Raw genomic sequence first — 14,515 nt, 5'->3', positions numbered from 1 at the left:
AACGCATGCTGCTTATGCCCCGGTGGTCGCGCTCGAACCCTGATGATGTTCGAGGCGAAGCCACGAAGAATCCGGGGACCTCATGCTCGTCAGTTCAAACGCTCCACGCGCATTCCAATTCGCGTGCGCGTCTCTTCTCCTTTCCGCGGTCCCTTCGCTCGCCCAGTCGCCGGAGCAGCCACCCGCGAGCAGCGTTGCGCCGCTGCCTCCAGTCGTCGTCACCGCGCCAGAGCATCGAGCCACGCCGGTTCGGAGGCCGTCGTCGTCGCGCTCAGTGCGCCGATCGGCATCGCATCAGGTGAGCAGGCGCGAGCACGCGCCGCAGGCTGCGGCCGCGCCGACGGCCGGCGCGCAGCAGGCGGCGTTGCCCGTGCCCTATATCGGCGGCCAGGTCGCGCGCGGCGGGCAACTCGGCCTGCTCGGCAACAAGGACTACATGGAGGCCCCGTACAGTCTGACGAGCTACACCGAGAAGACGATCCGCGATCAGCAGGCAACCAGCGTTGCGGAAGTGCTGACCAATTCCGATCCGTCGGTGCGTGCTGCGATCGGCAGCAGCAACCGTTACGACGCGCTGACGATCCGCGGCTTCCGGGTCGAGAACAGCGAAATCGCCTTGAACGGGCTCTACGGCCTCGTTCCGGCCTACCGCATCAATCCGGCTCCCATCGAGCGCATTGAGCTGCTCAAGGGGCCGGGTGCCTTTCTCTACGGAATGGCTCCGCAAGGCAGCATCGGTGGCACGGTCAATGTCGTGACGAAGCGGGCGGCGGAAGACATCACGCGCCTGACCGCGGGCTACATCTCGGATGGACGTTTTGGAACGGAGCTGGACCTCGCACGCCGCTATGGCGAACAGAAGGAATGGGGCGTTCGCTTCAACGGCGGGATCGACGGCGGCAACACCACGATCGATCGGCAGTCGGCGCGCAACGGCGTGGGCTCGCTCGGCGTCGACTATCATGGAGAGCGCTTTCGCTGGTCGGCGGACATCATCTCCCAGGACGACTGGATGAAGGCGGCCCAGCGCGGCTACACGCCCGTGCCCGGCATCGCCATGCCGAGCGCCCCCGATCCGCGTATCAATCTCGCGCAGCCGTTTGACTATGCGCGGTCGCAAAGCCTGACCGGCTTGACCAGGGCCGAATACGATCTCAGCAACAGCGTCACCGTGTTTGGCGCGATCGGCGGCAACCAGTTCCGCTACGACAAGCAGGAGGATCCCGGTGCCACGCTGCTCAACACCGCAGGCGATGCGTTGGGCACGTCACGGTTCCAGACCGGCAAGTCGGAGTGCGCCTCCGGCGAGGCGGGCGTACGCGCGCGTTTCGACACGGGTCCCATCGGCCACGAGGTCGTGGTCAGCGGCAGCGCGCAAAACCGGACGGACTGGCTCGGCCAGACCAACTACGCGACCTACCTGACCAACATCTACAGACCGACCTTGTTGACGACCGCTGGCACGCCGGTATCGACATTCCCGGAGGGCAAGTCCGGCTTCCTCGGGCTGCGCAGCGTCGGTGTTGCCGACACCATCACGACGATGGGGGGCCTGTTGCAGGTGATCGTGGGCGCGCGCCAGCAGCAGGTGATCGCGAATAGCTTCAATCCGGTCAGCGGCCTGGAAACAACACACTACGACGATAGCGCGACGTCGCCTTCGATCGCCTTGGTGGTGAGGCCGATCAAGCAACTCTCGCTTTATGCCAATTACATCGAAGGCCTGACGCCGGGGCCGACGCCGCCCTCTGGCGCGGTGAATACCAATGCGGTGTTTGCGCCGTTCAAGACGCGACAAGTCGAGGTCGGCACGAAGCTCGATCTCGGAGGCTTCGGTGCGAGCCTTGCGGCGTTCCAGATCAGCCAACCGAGCGGTGTGATCGATCCCGTCACCAAGATCTACAGTCTGGATGGCGAGCAGAGAAACCGCGGTATCGAGCTCAATACCTTCGGCGAGGTCACGCCCGGCGTCCGCGTTCTCGGTGGCGTGACCTGGCTCGATGCCCGGCTCACCCAAACGCAGGGCCACCTCTACGACGGCAATCACGCGATCGGCGCGCCCGACCTGCAGGGCAATCTCGGTGTCGAATGGGATACGCCCTTCGTGCCCGGCCTCACCGCGACGGCGCGTGCCATCTACACCAGCCGGGCCTATGTCAGTGCCGACAACGTCCAAAGCGTCCCCGCCTGGGCGACCTTCGACATCGGTGCGCGCTACGCGACGACCCTCGCGGGGCGTCCGACCACCTTCAGGGCGTCACTGACCAATCTGTTCGACAAGCACTACTGGATCGGCAATCCAACCGGTTATGTGATCAGCGGCATGCCGCGGACGCTGTGGCTTTCCATGACGGTGGATTTCTAGCAGGAAAGCCGAGGGGTCATCGCGCGCCGCACGCTGGTGTGCGGTGGCCGCTCAGTCGTCGCGGCTGTGTTGCGAAAGATCCGCCGCCGATCCGGCGATTGCGTCACACGCCCTTGTCGTTCGGGTTGGCGACGGCGTCCTTGAGCGGCGCGGTCATCGGAAAATTCAGGTTCACGTTCTTCGGCGGGATCGGCCGCGTGAACCATTTTGCGTAGAGCTCCTGGAATTCGCCGTTCTTCATCATGGCGACCAGCGTCTTGTCGACCAGCGCCTTGAACTCCGGATCGCCCTTGCGAATGATCAGCCCGTAGGGCTCGGTGCGCAGGCTGTCGTCGATGATGCGCCAGTCCGTAGGGGTGCGGCTGCCGGCGATCAGGCTCGCCAGCAGAATGTCGTCCATCACGAAGGCTTCGCTGCGCCCGGTGGTCAGCGCGAGGAATGATGCGGCGTGATCCGCGGTCAGGATGTTCTTGGTCTGAAAGTTCTTCTCCTGGGCCCGTGCGCTCAACAGCCCGATCGAGGTCGAGCCCGAGGTCAGCGAGACCGGCCGGCCGCCGAGATCCTCAAAGGTCTTGATCGGCGCGTCCTTCTGCACCACCGCGCGGATGCTCGACACGAAGATCGTGTTGCTGAAGGCGACGACCTTTTGCCGCTCCAGCGTGTTGGTGGCGGGACCGCAGACGATGTCGATGGTGCCGTTCTCGATCAGCGGGATCTGGGTGGAGAGCTGGATCGGCTGCAGCCTGGTCTGCAGCGCCGGCAGCTTCAGCTCGGCCTTCACCGTATCGACGATCTGGGTGCAAAGGTCCATCGCAAAGCCGACCGGCTTCTGGTTGTCGTCGAGATAGGAGAACGGGACCGAGACGTCGCGGTGGCCGAGCCGGATTTCGCCGGCATCGCGGATCTTGGCCAGGGTGCCGCCGGACGATTGGGCCTGTGCCGGGGCGGATGTCGCCGCCGCAAGAAAAGCTAGGCAGATCAATCGCTTGTTGGCCTGATGCATCGGATGCTCGCGAATGCTGGCAATGTTGGATACGATGAGGCAGGATTTTATACACAGCATTGCATAATCGGCAAACTGATTTTATACAATCGGCTAGGCCGGATATCCTGGCCGCCGCCGCAAAGCGAGAGAGGAGCCGGATGGAACCCGCAACCGTCACCAGCCATCGAGGGGCCGGACCCCACGGTTCCGCGCCGGACGCCGTGCGCGAGGCATTGCGGGCCGCGATCAGCTCGGGTGAGCTCGCGCCCGGATTGCAGCTGCGTCAGGACGAGCTCGCCGCGCGGTTCGGGACCAGCCGCATCCCGGTGCGCGAGGCGCTGCGTCAGCTCGAGGCCGAGGGTTTCGTGACCTTCCTGCCCAACCGCGGCGCGGTGGTCTCGGATCTCTCGATCGACGAGGTGATCGAGTTGCTCGAGATCCGGATCGCGCTCGAATGCCACGCGCTGCGCCTGGCGATCCCGGCCATGGGCGAGATCGATCTCGAGGCGGCGACGAAAATCCTCCGCGCCTATGATACCGAGCCTGATCCGGCGCAATGGGGCGCCTTCAACTGGAAATTCCACGCCACGCTCTACGCGCCGTGCAATCGCCCGCGCCTGCTCGGCATGATCGAGGCGAATTACGGCCATGTCGGCCGCTTCGCCCGGGCGCTGGTGTCGCAGGCGACCGGCAAGGAGCGTCCGCAACGCGAGCATTACCGGCTGCTCGAATTCTGCCGCGACGGCGAGGTCAAGAAGGCGGTCCGGCTGCTGCGCGACCATATCGAGGAGACGCAGAAGACGCTGCGCTCGGCGCAGCGCCAGGCGTTGCGGGATGCGGGCGAGGGTCGTCCGGTCTGATCACGTTCTGACAATGTGAATGATCGCGGGCCGCGCTGCGCGGCCGCAGGAGAGTGCGCGTGAAGACCAATGACGTCGAAATCCTGGTGATCGGTGCGGGCATCGTCGGCATCGCCACGGCCTATTACATGGCCGTTCAACACAAGCGTTCGCGCGTGCTGATTGTCGACGAAGGCCAGCCCATGGCATTGACCTCGGCGCAGTCGGGCGAGAACTATCGCAACTGGTGGCCGCATCCGACGATGGCCGACTTCACCAACCATTCCACCGACCTGATGGAGGAGATCGCGCGCCGCAGCGACAACCGCATCCACATGACCCGGCGCGGCTATCTTCTGGTCACGCGCGAGGAAAAGCCCGAGGAACTGCTGCAGCAACTTTACGCCGGCTATGGCCCGCAGGCTGAAAAGCTGATCCGCCTGCACGAGGGGGCAAGCCGCGGCTACCTGCCGCCGCATTCGGCGGACTGGCAGAGTGCGCCCGACGGTGTCGACGTTCTGCTCGGCCGCGATCTGATCCAGTCGCACTATCCAAACTTCGACAAGGACGTCGCGACCGCGCTGCATATCCGCCGCGCGGGCGACATCAGCGGCCAGCAACTCGGCCAGTACATGCTGGAAACCATGCGGCCGCTGGGCGCGCAGTTTCAGCAGGCCAAAGCGCTCGGTATCGCGAAGACCGATCGCTTCGCCGTCGATGTGCTGGCCGATGGCGCGCGACAAACCATCAAGGCCGACATCATCGTCAATGCCGCGGGCCCGTTCGCGGCTCATGTCGCGGCGATGCATGGCGAAGCGCTGCCGATCGTCAACGTGCTGCAGCAGAAGATCGCGTTCGCCGACCGCAGCCGCGCGGTCGATCGCAAAATGCCGTTCGCGATCGATCTCGACGGTCAGACGCTGGCCTGGTCCGATGACGAGCGCGAGGCGTTGGCAGCGGCACCGGAATTTTCGCGCCTGCTGGCGCCGATGCCGGGCAGCATCCATTGTCGGCCCGACGGTGGCGATCACGGCGAGTGGATCAAGCTCGGTTGGGCCTTCAACGCGGAACAGACCACGGAGCCGGTCCGAGAGCCGGAGCTGAATCCCTATTTCCCCGAAGTCGTGCTGCGCGCGGCGAGCCGGCTGCAGCCAAAGCTCGCGCACTATCTCGGCGCGCTGCCGCGCGACCGCGTGCATTACGGTGGCTACTATCCGATGACCAGGGAAAACTGGCCGCTGATCGGGGCTGCGAAGACGCCGGGCGTGTTCCTCGCCGCGGCGCTGTCGGGCTACGGCACGATGGGCGCCTGCGCCACCGGCGATCTCTGCGCTCGCGCCATCGTCGGCGCGCCCGCGCCGGCCTTCGCCCGCAGCCTTTCGCTGGCGCGCTATGACGACAAGGCACTGATGGCGGAGCTTGCGGCGAGCGGAAGCCGCGGGCTGCTGTAGTTCTCACCTTCGTAGCCCGGATGAAGCGAAGCGCAATCCGGGGTTATCTCCGCGCGGCAACGTGGTTCCCGGATTTCGCTGCGCTCCATCCGGGCTACGCTCTGTCTACCGCCGCAGCACCGCAATCGTGCGATTGGCAAACGTCAGCCGCTCCGCCATGACCGACACGAAATAGGTCAGCAGCTTGTGGCTGAGCTCGGGGTCCTCGTCGCGGATCGCGGCGAACTGGTGGGTGTTCAGCACATAGAGCACGCTCGCCATCTCGGCCTGGATGGTGGCGCTGCGCGGGGCCTGCGAGACGAGGCCCATCTCGCCGATCGTGGTGTAGCGGCCGAGACTGCGCACCCGGGTCGAGCGGCCGTCCTCGGCGGGCACCATGATGCCGACGCGGCCGTCGAGGATGAAGTGCATGGAATCGGCGGTGTCGCCGGCGTGCACGATGACCTCGCCGGCGTCCACCTCGATGCGCTGGCAGCGCCGGATCAGCGTGTCGGCGTCGTTCTCGCTGTCGAGCATCCCGGCGAACCAGCCGCGCAGGTCGGCCTCCTCCTGCGCGAGCTCCTGGTGCTGTGCGATGATCTCGTTCTCACACCATTCCAGCGCGCGATCGAGCTCGTCGATCATGGTAACGCCCTCGGCGATGAAATCGCTGGAGCGCAGCACCTGCTCGGCCTTGGCCGACAGATGCACCAGCACCAGCTCGACGCCGACCTCGTGCGCGCTGCGCTTGATCTGCGCAAAACTGTAGGCCGCCGACGAATCGACGCCGGTAACGAGCTTGAAGTCGAACAGCAGATAGCGGCACTCCGGGTGCTCGCGCAGCAGCGCCTTGACGTGCTGGTACAGCCGGTTGGCGGAACCGAAGAACAGATAGCTTTGCAGGGTCAGCCCCTGGATCTTGCCGCCATGGGCCGACAACACCTCGCGGTCGTCGCGCGAGCGATCCAGCGAGCTGCGATATTCCGAGCCGTCGAAACCGTATTTGATCGCCTCGACCCGCGCCGCGCTGAGCGCAAAGGTGGCGCAGCCGATGATGACGCCGATCAGGATGCCGGGCACGAAGCCCCAGGTCACGATGATGGCGATGATCGCAAGCAGCGACACATATTCTGTCTGCGACAGCCGCTTGCGCGATTCGATCATCCATTTGTGCAGCTGGTCCGCGCCGAGATAGATCAGGAGGCCGCCGAGCACGAATTTCGGCATGTAGCCGAGCAGCTGCGGCGCCACCGCCAGCATCAGCAGCGAGATCGCAGCGACCGTCAGCCCCGAGAGCCTGCCGCGCCCGCCGCTGGAGAAGTTGAGGATCGAGCGGCTGACCGAGATGCAGCCGGCATAGCCGGCCAGCGCGCCGGTCAGGATGTTGGCGAAGCCGGTGATGTTGAGCTCGCGCTCGAGATTGGCCTCGCGATGTACCGCGACTTCGATGCCGGTGGTGTTGAACAGCGTGCTCGCCGCCGTGACGAACACGACGGCGATCATGTTGCCGAGCAGGTCCGGCACCGCCGACCACGGATATTGCGCAAGCTCGGCCATGTGCCACGGCAGCATGAAGGTCGATGCCGGCGGCGGCTCGAAGGTCCAGCCGGTCAAATGCGCTTCCTCGGGCGTGATGCCGATGATCCAGAATACGAGGTGCGCCACGATCACGCCGCCGATCAGGATGATCGGCAGGCCGAACGGGGTGCGCGAGCGATGCCAGGTCAGATACAGCACCAGCGCCATCGCGCAGGCAGCACTGAGCTCGGAGATCGTGATGATGTTGGTGAAGTGGAAGAGCGTGCTGAGCTGCACTGGGTAGCCGGTGATCACCCTGATCGCGCCCAGCACGATCAACAGGCCGGTTGCCCCGAGAAATCCGCCGACAACAGGATAAGGCACGTAGCGGATGGCGCGGCCGAACCGTGTCAGCCCGAGGCAGCACAGCACGATGCCGGTGACGATGGTCGAGAGCCCTAGCGTGATCAGCACCGGCGCGAGCAGCGGCGCCGTCGGATTGGCGGCACTGACGCGCTCGACCAGAGAGGCCATCAGGATTCCCGTGACCGCCGCGGTGGAGGTGTCGGGGCCGGCGACCGCGAAGGGCAGCGAGCTGCCGAGTGCGATGAAGGTCGCGAGCACTGCCGAGGAAATGAATGTCGCCGCGACGCCGTATGACAGATAGGGCGACAATAGCCCGGCGAAGATCAAGAGCGCGTAGGACAGGCCGAACGTGATGCCGAGCACACTGGCGGCAATGCCGCCGAGCACGTCGTGCATGGCCCGCCGCGCTTGCGAGCCGAAATAAAGCGATCGACTAATCACGTTAAATAATGTCCTGAACTTTCGCCGCCAGTCGTAGACGAGCCCGGCGCAGGACGACAACAGGATTTTTGTGACAACCAATTCTCAACGCGCGCATTTTGCTTCTCGCGCAGAGCGCGGCGAAACCCAGCGCCGCGGAAATGGCTCGGACCTCCCCTTGAAAAGGGGAGGTCGCTTTGCTCGTCAGAGCAGAGCGGGTGGGGATCTGCTCTCTCCGCATCAAGCATCGCCCGCGGTTGACCCCCATCCCGGCCTTCCCCCTTTCAGGGGGAAGGAGAAGGCTAGCGAGACGTGATCTAGAGCGTTTTCGAGCGAAGTGGATACCGGTTCGCGTGAAGAAAACGCGTCAAAACAAGAATCTAGAGCCCCGTTCCGATTCCATCGGAACGGGAAAAGCTCTAGCCGTGGCCGCCCTCATTGCCGAAGGCGCCGTGACGGCCGACGCCGGAGGCAAAGCGCGCCGCGCCCGACAGCGTTTCGCCTGAGGCGATCACCTCGAGCCCGCCGCGCATCTCGTTCCTGATCGCCTCTTCCTCGTCGAGGTCCCACTGCCGCAGCGCCGACAGCCGGTCGGCGCGCAGGCAATTCTGCGGGAATTTCGCGATGTCCTTGGCGAGCGCGACGGCGTGCGCGCGCGTCTCGCCCTTCGGCACCAATCGGTTCGCGAGCCCCATCCGATGCGCTTCAGCGCCGCCGACCGGGCGTCCGGTGAGGATCAGGTCGATCGCCTGCGAATGGCCGATCAGCCGCGGCAGGCGGATGGTGCCGAGATCGATCAGCGGCACGCCGAAGCGGCGGCAGAACACGCCGAAGGTTGCGTCCTCGGCAACGACGCGCATGTCCGCCCACAGCGCGAGCTCCATGCCGCCGGCGACGGCAAAGCCTTCGATCGCGGCGATCACCGGCTTCGAGAGCCGCAGCCGGCTCGGTCCCATCGGCGCGATCGTGTTGTGGCCGCCGACCTCACGCTTCTTCTCGGGATCGCCCGCCGCCACCGCCTTCAAATCGGCGCCGGCGCAGAAATAGCCGCCGGTGCCGGTGAACACCGCGACGGATGCGCTCGCGTCCGCATCGAAGGCGAGAAACGCATCATACAGCTTGCGCGCGGTGGCGCCATCGACGGCGTTGCGGTTGTGCGGACGGTTGATGGAGATGATGGTGACAGGACCGTCGCGCTCGACGAGCACGGTATCGGCATCAGGCATGGGGCGCTCCCTTCGTTTGTTGGTTGGAGCCAACCTAACGGTCTCCGTCAGGCAATGCCATCGCGAACGAAGGCCACGCGGATGGTCGGGTCGCCGATCGCCTCATGCGCATCCTCGAAGCGGACGCGGCGGCTGATCACCTCCTCCGGGTGGTAATGGCCTGCCGCAACATGGGCGACGCATTCGGGCAGCTCGGCGCGGACATTGACGCGCGAGACCTTCAGCGTGACACCGATGCCGTACATGTGCCGGAGCGGCACCGGCGTCGTCTCTGCAAAGTCGCCATACATGCGCTGGCAGATGCCGTTGGGTTCGGTTGCGCGAATCGCGAGCAGCATGCTGGCGTCGGTCGCGGCCGCATCGATCACGATCGGGAACAGGCCGGGCGGCTCCATCGAGAGGCCAGCGGGCGCTTCGATCACGTCGGCACCGAGCGACTTCACCTTGGCGAGGCGCGGCGCGTGGTCGTCGAGATAGACGATGCGGCCCGCACCGCGCGCCACCGCCGCCTGTACCGCCAACAGCGCGAGCGACTGGGCGAAACCGCCGATCACCAGCACGTCGGCGCCGGGCCGTTGCGCGAGCCAGCGCGCCACCGCGCTGAACCCGTCGGTCGCGCCGTCGGCCAGTCCTGCGGTTTGCGACAAGGCATGGCCCTGTGGTTGATGGACCAGCATGTGATCGGCAAACGGCACGCGGATCAGGTCGGACAGGCCGCCGCCATATTCCACGCCGCAGACCGGCTTCAACCCGTAGGAGGAGCGGAACGGCACCGCGGTGCAGGCATTGGTGTGGCCGCGCCGGCAGCGGTCGCAGACCCCGCAACTGATCTGGAACGGAACGATGACGAGATCGCCGGGCGCGAAATTCCTCACCGCGCCGCCGATGTCGACGATGCGGCCCGCCGTCTCATGTCCGAGCGCGAACGGACCCGCGAGGCCCGATCGGCCGTGCACGATCGCAAGATCGAGATCGCAGCGCGTCACCGCGAGCGGCTGCACCAGCGCGTCGCGGTCGTCCTGGAGTCTCGGCGCCGGAACGTCCCACCATTCGACCTTGTTGCCGCCGACATAAGTCAATTGCCGCATCGTGAAGCTCTCCGTTTGGTCGGAGAGTGCAGCGCGGTGGACGCCGCGACAAAAGGTTTGTCTTCAACAGGGGTGAATGGGATTCACCCGGCCTCTCCCCCCGTCATCCCCGCGCAACGGCTCTGCCGTTGTCGCTGGAGGAGTGCGTACCGCGTCTCGAAGGATGCGCGGCCACCAGCGGGGCCGTCGACCCTTCGAGACGGCCGCGTTGCGGCCTCCTCCAGCGACAAAGGCGAAGCCTTTGCGCGGGGGTGACCGTGAAAGAGCGAACGCGCTGACGGTGCTGCTAGACCTTCAGCTCGCTTCCCGTCACGCGGCGATACGCTTCCAGATACCGTTTGCTCGTCGCATCCACCACGCTCGCCGGCAGCGGCGGGGCGGGGGCGTCGCCGTTCCAGCGGCCGGCGCGGCGCTCGACGTCGAGGTAGTCGCGCAGCGGCTGCTTGTCGAAGCTCGGCTGCGGCTGGCCGGGCTTGTAGGCATCGACCGCCCAGAACCGCGACGAATCCGGCGTCATCACCTCGTCGATCAGGATAATGCGGCCGTCCCTGTCGCGGCCGAACTCGAACTTGGTGTCGGCGATGATGATGCCGCGGGCGCGGCTGGTCTGTTCGCCATGGCCGTAGACGTCGCGCGCCATCGTCTCCAGCGTCGCGGCGACGTCGGCACCGACGATCTCGCGCACCCGCTTAACCGTGATGTTCTCGTCATGGCCGGCCTCGGCCTTGGTCGCCGGGCTGAAGATCGCGGGCTCGAGCTTCTGGCTCTCGACCAGGCCGGCCGGCAGCTTCTCGCCGGCGAGGGTGCCGTCGGCCGCGTATTCCTTCCAAGCCGAGCCGGAGATGTAGCCGCGGATCACGCATTCGATCGGGAACACGGTGGTGCGCTTGCACAGCATCGCGCGGCCGAGGATGTCGGCGCGATGATCCTTCAGTTCAGGCACCGCGCGGATGATCTCGTCGGCATCGGCGCTGATCATGTGATGCGGCACGGTGCCCTCGAGCTGCCGGAACCACCAGGCGCTGATCTGGGTCAGCACCGCGCCCTTCATCGGAATGGTCTCCGCCATCACCACGTCGAATGCCGAGATCCGGTCGGTGGTCAGCAGCAGCACGCGGTCGTCGCCGACGGCGTAGATATCGCGCACCTTGCCGCGGCCGATCCGGGGCAGGGGCAAATCGCTGGATAGCATCGCGGTCATGGCGTGATCTTTCTCAGTGGCCTTCAAAGACGAGCGCCCGCACACGGCCGTGCGGGCGTTCGAGGTTATCACAGGAAATAACTCACTCCGGCAGCGGAATGAACTCGTGTTCGTGCGGAACCTGCGCGAAACGGCCGGTTTTCCAGTCCTGTTTGGCCTGCTCGATCCGCTCCTTGGATGACGAGACGAAATTCCACCAGATGTGGCGAGGCCCCTCCAGCGCATCGCCACCGAGGAACATCATCCGGGTTGGCCGCAGCGTCTTCACGGTGATGCGGTCGCCGGGCCGGAAGATCAGGAGCCGCGGTCCCTCGTGGCGGTCGCCAGCGATCTCGACCTCGCCGTCGACGAGGTAGATCGCGCGCTCCTCATGGTCGGGGTCGAGCGGCACCGATGTGCCGGCCTTCGCGGTCACTTCAGTGTAGAACCAGGGCGAGACCATGCTGACCGGCGAGGTGATACCGAACGCCGAGCCGGCGATGATGCGCGCGGTGAAGTCGCGCTCGGAGATCATCGGCAGGTCGCCCGCGCCATAATGCTGGAACGACGGCGCGATCTCCTCCTTGCCCGCAGGCAGCGCGATCCAGCTTTGCAGGCCCAGCATCTTCTGGCCGTCGCGGCGCTGCACGTCAGGCGTGCGCTCGGAATGCGCGATGCCGCGGCCCGCGGTCATCAAGTTCATTGCGCCGGGCTGGATCTCCTGAATGTTGCCCTCGCTGTCGCGGTGCATGATGCTGCCGTCGAACAGGTAGGTGACGGTGGCGAGCCCGATATGCGGATGCGGCCGCACGTCCATGCCCTTGCCGGCGAGATACTGCACGGGGCCGAAATGGTCGAAGAAGATGAAGGGCCCCACCATCTGCCGCTTGCCGTGCGGCAGCGCGCGGCGCACCGCAAAGCCGTCGCCGAGATCGCGGGTGCGCGGCACGATGATCAGATTCAGCGCGTCGCAGGTCTTGGGATCGCCGAGTTCGGGATCGGTCGAGGGCTGCCAGCTCATGTCGGACTCCTTAACAGTGGTGTAGCGATCATACTCCAATCGTCGTCCCGGCCAAGCGAAGCGCGAGCCGGGACCCATAACCACAGGGCGCGGTGATTGAGCAGGCTGTGGCCACGGCTTCGCCTAACAACAAAGCCTTGTGGTTATGGGTCCCTGCTTTCGCAGGGACGACGAACTACTTCTGGCGCGTGCGCGCGCGTGATAACAGCATAATCTTGGAAACCGGGGATGCCGATGGTTTCTCTGATCAAGCCAGGCGCAAGACTGCTGCGGGTCGATGGTCCGGTGATCGAGACCGCGCGGCTCATCCTGCGGCCGTGGCGTGCATCCGATGTCGCTGAAAACACGAAAATGCTGTCCGATCCCGAGACGGCGCGCTTCATCACGCCGGATCATCAGCCGGTCACGTCGGAGCTGAAGGGCTGGCGCAACGCCGCCGTCATCTCGGGCCATTGGGCGCTGCACGGCTTCGGCATGTTCGCGGTGGAGGAGAAGTCTTCCGCCCGCTACATCGGCCGCGTCGGCCCGTATCATCCGCCGGAATGGCCGGGCTTCGAGGTCGGCTGGGGCATTGCCAAAGAGCACCGCGGCAAAGGCTATGCGGTGGAGGCGGCGCGCGCCGCTATCGATTGGGTATTCGACAACTTCACGGTCGACCGCATCATCCATTGTATCGATCCGGCCAACGTCGCCTCGCAGGCGGTGGCGCGGCGACTCGGTGCCGTGAACGAGGGGCCGGGCAGGCTCGAGGGCGATGTGGTCGATATCTGGGTGACGACACGCCAGCGCTGGCAGCGCGAGCCATCTTGAAAAACCATGTCCGACCGACGATTGTTCGGCGATGACATCGGCTGCTTCGGACTGGGCCGCACTTGAACTCTGCCTGCGCAGCGCCAGCGTGGCGCTGCTGCTGGTGCTTGCCGCCTTGCTGCTCACTGATTTTCGCAAGGCGCTTTCCGGGCGCCTTGCGGCCGCTTTCGCGCTCGGCGCGGCCGCGCATGCGGTGACCGCGTCGATCGGTGCCGGGCCGCCGGTCTCGGACTGGCATGCGCCACTGATCGCGCTCTCGACCGGCGATATCGTGGTGTTCTGGCTATTCACGCGCGCACTGTTCGATGACGCGTTTGTGCTGCGCTGGTGGCACGGCCTGATCTGGGCCGCGGTCGTGGCCTACAGCTTCGTCAGTTGCATGTGGATTGCACCCGCCGGTCACGCGCGGATCGCGATCATCATGGTCAATTCGCTCACGCTCGTCTTCGTTGCGCTCGCGGTGGCGCAAACCATCGGATCGTGGTCGGCAGATCTGGTCGAGCGCCGCCGCCGTGTCCGCGTCTTCATCGTCGCCGCGTCTGCGCTGTACGGCGGATTCAATGCGCTGCTTCAGATTGCCTATGCCGGCAGCCGCGTGACAGTGGAATGGGCCAACCTGATGAACGCGGCCGTGCTCACCGCCATCGTGGCCGCAATCACCTGGGCGATGATGCGCGTCGACGGCGCCGACCTGTTCACGGTGCCGGCGGAGGCCGTCGTGCTGACGAAGCCGGCCGCGGCCGAGGAGGCGGCCGACCGCAAGCTGGTCGATGCCCTGATGCGGCTGATGGCGGACGAGCGCATCTATCGCCACGACAATGTCACGATCGGAACGCTGGCGACCCGGTTGAAGATTCCCGAATATCGTCTCCGGCGGCTGATCAACCAGCGGCTCGGCTACCGCAATTTCAACGTCTTCCTCAACAACCACCGGATCGAGGAAGCCAAGGCCGCGCTCGCCGACCCCGCGCAGGCCGAGGTCCCGGTCATCACCATCGCGATGGACGCCGGCTTCCAGTCGCTCGGCCCCTTCAACCGCGCCTTCAAGGCGACGACTGGCGTGACGCCGACTGAGTATCGGAAGCTGAAGGTGGGTGCGGTGTGAACCTCCCTCTCCCGCTTGCTTGCGGGGGAGGTGAAGCGAGCCCGCTGCTAAAGCCATTGTAATCACGTCACAATTCCAGAATCGACCAGCCGCCGCCAATTCTCGGCCAGCCCGATTTCCAAATCCGGCGAGCGTCTCCCCGCCCCCTGCGGCCTGATCCCG

Annotated in this window: 11 protein-coding genes; 5 read left to right on the top strand and 6 right to left on the bottom strand. The window is 65.6% G+C overall.

Annotation, left to right across the window (positions count from 1 at the left end; genetic code table 11):
• Nucleotides 1–298: 298 nt before the first annotated feature.
• Nucleotides 299–2,365, top strand: a complete 2,067-nt coding sequence (locus tag ACE10X_RS43685; RefSeq protein ID WP_375763871.1) for a TonB-dependent receptor — start codon at nucleotides 299–301, stop codon at nucleotides 2,363–2,365.
• Between the two features lie 103 nt (nucleotides 2,366–2,468).
• Here ACE10X_RS43685 and ACE10X_RS43680 read toward each other — a convergent pair whose 3' ends face one another.
• Nucleotides 2,469–3,368 (bottom strand): amino acid ABC transporter substrate-binding protein, encoded by a 900-nt coding sequence (locus ACE10X_RS43680; RefSeq protein WP_375763870.1) that lies wholly within the window; start codon nucleotides 3,366–3,368, stop codon nucleotides 2,469–2,471.
• A 140-nt stretch (nucleotides 3,369–3,508) separates the two neighbouring features.
• Between ACE10X_RS43680 and ACE10X_RS43675 the strand changes: the two genes are divergently transcribed.
• Together ACE10X_RS43675 and ACE10X_RS43670 are read left to right on the top strand one after the other, a co-directional pair.
• Nucleotides 3,509–4,210, top strand: coding sequence for a GntR family transcriptional regulator (locus ACE10X_RS43675; RefSeq protein ID WP_375763869.1), 702 nt, complete (start codon nucleotides 3,509–3,511; stop codon nucleotides 4,208–4,210).
• Nucleotides 4,211–4,269: 59 nt separating this feature from the next.
• Nucleotides 4,270–5,640 carry an NAD(P)/FAD-dependent oxidoreductase gene (locus ACE10X_RS43670; protein WP_375763868.1) on the top strand — a complete coding sequence of 457 codons (1,371 nt, stop codon included), beginning with the start codon at nucleotides 4,270–4,272 and terminating at the stop codon, nucleotides 5,638–5,640.
• 105 nt (nucleotides 5,641–5,745) lie between these two features.
• Here ACE10X_RS43670 and ACE10X_RS43665 read toward each other — a convergent pair whose 3' ends face one another.
• The 5 genes from ACE10X_RS43665 to ACE10X_RS43645 all read right to left on the bottom strand — a co-directional run bounded on the left by ACE10X_RS43665 (nucleotide 5,746) and on the right by ACE10X_RS43645 (nucleotide 12,438).
• Nucleotides 5,746–7,899, bottom strand: coding sequence for a SulP family inorganic anion transporter (locus tag ACE10X_RS43665; RefSeq protein WP_375764660.1), 2,154 nt, complete (start codon nucleotides 7,897–7,899; stop codon nucleotides 5,746–5,748).
• A gap of 443 nt (nucleotides 7,900–8,342) precedes the next feature.
• Nucleotides 8,343–9,149: a crotonase/enoyl-CoA hydratase family protein gene (locus ACE10X_RS43660; protein ID WP_038382577.1), complete on the bottom strand. Its 807-nt coding sequence runs from the start codon at nucleotides 9,147–9,149 to the stop codon at nucleotides 8,343–8,345.
• A 47-nt stretch (nucleotides 9,150–9,196) separates the two neighbouring features.
• Nucleotides 9,197–10,237, bottom strand: a complete 1,041-nt coding sequence (locus tag ACE10X_RS43655) for a zinc-binding dehydrogenase (RefSeq protein WP_375763867.1) — start codon at nucleotides 10,235–10,237, stop codon at nucleotides 9,197–9,199.
• Nucleotides 10,238–10,523: 286 nt separating this feature from the next.
• Nucleotides 10,524–11,438 (bottom strand): phosphoribosylaminoimidazolesuccinocarboxamide synthase, encoded by a 915-nt coding sequence (locus ACE10X_RS43650; protein WP_038382575.1) that lies wholly within the window; start codon nucleotides 11,436–11,438, stop codon nucleotides 10,524–10,526.
• A gap of 82 nt (nucleotides 11,439–11,520) precedes the next feature.
• On the bottom strand, nucleotides 11,521–12,438 hold the full coding sequence (locus ACE10X_RS43645; protein ID WP_375763866.1) for a pirin family protein: 918 nt from the start codon (nucleotides 12,436–12,438) through the stop codon (nucleotides 11,521–11,523).
• Between the two features lie 228 nt (nucleotides 12,439–12,666).
• On the opposite strand from ACE10X_RS43645, the gene ACE10X_RS43640 reads away from it, so the two are divergent.
• On the top strand, nucleotides 12,667–13,248 hold the full coding sequence (locus tag ACE10X_RS43640) for a GNAT family N-acetyltransferase (protein ID WP_244435694.1): 582 nt from the start codon (nucleotides 12,667–12,669) through the stop codon (nucleotides 13,246–13,248).
• A 31-nt stretch (nucleotides 13,249–13,279) separates the two neighbouring features.
• Nucleotides 13,280–14,353 carry a helix-turn-helix domain-containing protein gene (locus tag ACE10X_RS43635; protein WP_375763865.1) on the top strand — a complete coding sequence of 358 codons (1,074 nt, stop codon included), beginning with the start codon at nucleotides 13,280–13,282 and terminating at the stop codon, nucleotides 14,351–14,353.
• Nucleotides 14,354–14,515: the final 162 nt, after the last annotated feature.

Origin of the sequence: Bradyrhizobium sp. Pha-3, from assembly GCF_042258325.1 — a bacterium.
Lineage (GTDB): Bacteria > Pseudomonadota > Alphaproteobacteria > Rhizobiales > Xanthobacteraceae > Bradyrhizobium > Bradyrhizobium elkanii.
The sequence above is the reverse complement of the archived record's forward strand: the minus strand, read 5'-3'. Positions and strand labels throughout refer to the sequence as shown.

Bases quoted from the DNA above. Each gene is read 5' to 3' on its own strand.
- ACE10X_RS43650 (WP_038382575.1), bottom strand. From the start codon at position 11,438: ATGACCGCGATGCTATCCAGCGATTTGCCCCTGCCCCGGATCGGCCGC.
- ACE10X_RS43675 (WP_375763869.1), top strand. From the start codon at position 3,509: ATGGAACCCGCAACCGTCACCAGCCATCGAGGGGCCGGACCCCACGGT.
- ACE10X_RS43680 (WP_375763870.1), bottom strand. From the start codon at position 3,368: ATGCATCAGGCCAACAAGCGATTGATCTGCCTAGCTTTTCTTGCGGCG.
- ACE10X_RS43635 (WP_375763865.1), top strand. From the start codon at position 13,280: ATGACATCGGCTGCTTCGGACTGGGCCGCACTTGAACTCTGCCTGCGC.
- ACE10X_RS43645 (WP_375763866.1), bottom strand. From the start codon at position 12,438: ATGAGCTGGCAGCCCTCGACCGATCCCGAACTCGGCGATCCCAAGACC.
- ACE10X_RS43655 (WP_375763867.1), bottom strand. From the start codon at position 10,237: ATGCGGCAATTGACTTATGTCGGCGGCAACAAGGTCGAATGGTGGGAC.
- ACE10X_RS43660 (WP_038382577.1), bottom strand. From the start codon at position 9,149: ATGCCTGATGCCGATACCGTGCTCGTCGAGCGCGACGGTCCTGTCACC.
- ACE10X_RS43640 (WP_244435694.1), top strand. From the start codon at position 12,667: ATGCCGATGGTTTCTCTGATCAAGCCAGGCGCAAGACTGCTGCGGGTC.
- ACE10X_RS43665 (WP_375764660.1), bottom strand. From the start codon at position 7,899: ATGCACGACGTGCTCGGCGGCATTGCCGCCAGTGTGCTCGGCATCACG.